A 1053-nucleotide genomic window follows, 5' to 3' on the forward strand; every position below is an offset into this window, starting at 1 on the left:
TAGCCAAAACCGTTGGCAAAAACTTAAAAATGAAAAGAAAAAATCCAATTTTATTACTATTGATAATTATTTTATTAATTGGTTGTTCGAATGATGATAATGTCGAATCTAATAATAATCAGTTACTAAATGTTAAACGAAAATATATTAAAGAAATTCTTAATCCATCTGCACCTGACTCTTATCGAGATGAATTTTTTGAATTTGATAATGGGTTAATGACAAAATCTTGGGGGTATACTGCTTTTTTGGGTTCTTATAAATACGATTCTTCAGGAAAATTAATCACGAAAACAGATTCTGAAAATCAATTTAAATACGAATACGATAACCAGAATAGAATAATTAAAGAAATCAAAACGGGAACTAAAGACTATATTGAAATCAAATACTATGATAATAAAATTATTACAAAAAGATTTTATGTATTTGGTGGCGATTTCGAAAATGGAGGCGGTGACGTTACAGAAATTAAAGAATTGGAATTAAATGATATTGGAAATATTATTAAAGTAACTGAAATCAGTAATGTGTCACGAACAAGAAATGGAGATAGAACATTTTCTTACACAGAGTATGAAAAATATGAATACGATGACAGAGGCAACATTATAAAAATAATATCTAAGCATAGTGAAGATAATAATGAAACTATACTTGAATTAACTTATGATGATAAAATAAACCCATACTACATTGCTCTTGAAAAATATTATAACATCACATATTATCTAGAAAACTTTTACTCTGTACAACCATATAATTGGTATGGAATCTCCCCTAACAACATTGTACGAATAGGAAGCGAGACTATAACTTACGAGTATGACCAAGATGATTATCCTATTAAATGGAATCGTTACTATGGAAACGGTTTATCTAGCGGTGACTTCATGATTAATTACTATGAATAAAGATTTTGCCAACAACGCATAAAAACAATTTGGGTTTGGTTTCTTTCCCTAAGTTCTGTACTTTTAAACTATGTCAAATCAGTACGCTCGAAAAGGCTATGCCCCTTTCTCCCAAACTGATTTTTATACAAAACCGTTG

At 28.9% G+C, this 1053-nt stretch carries 1 protein-coding gene; it reads left to right on the top strand.

Annotation, left to right across the window (positions count from 1 at the left end; translation table 11 throughout):
* Positions 1 to 914: hypothetical protein (locus GGR97_RS15220; RefSeq protein ID WP_209272401.1), on the top strand; the 914-nt coding region annotated here is incomplete at its 5' end.
* Between the last annotated feature and the right edge of the window lie 139 nt (positions 915 to 1053).

The organism is Wenyingzhuangia aestuarii (genome assembly GCF_011927765.1).
Lineage (GTDB): Bacteria > Bacteroidota > Bacteroidia > Flavobacteriales > Flavobacteriaceae > Wenyingzhuangia > Wenyingzhuangia aestuarii.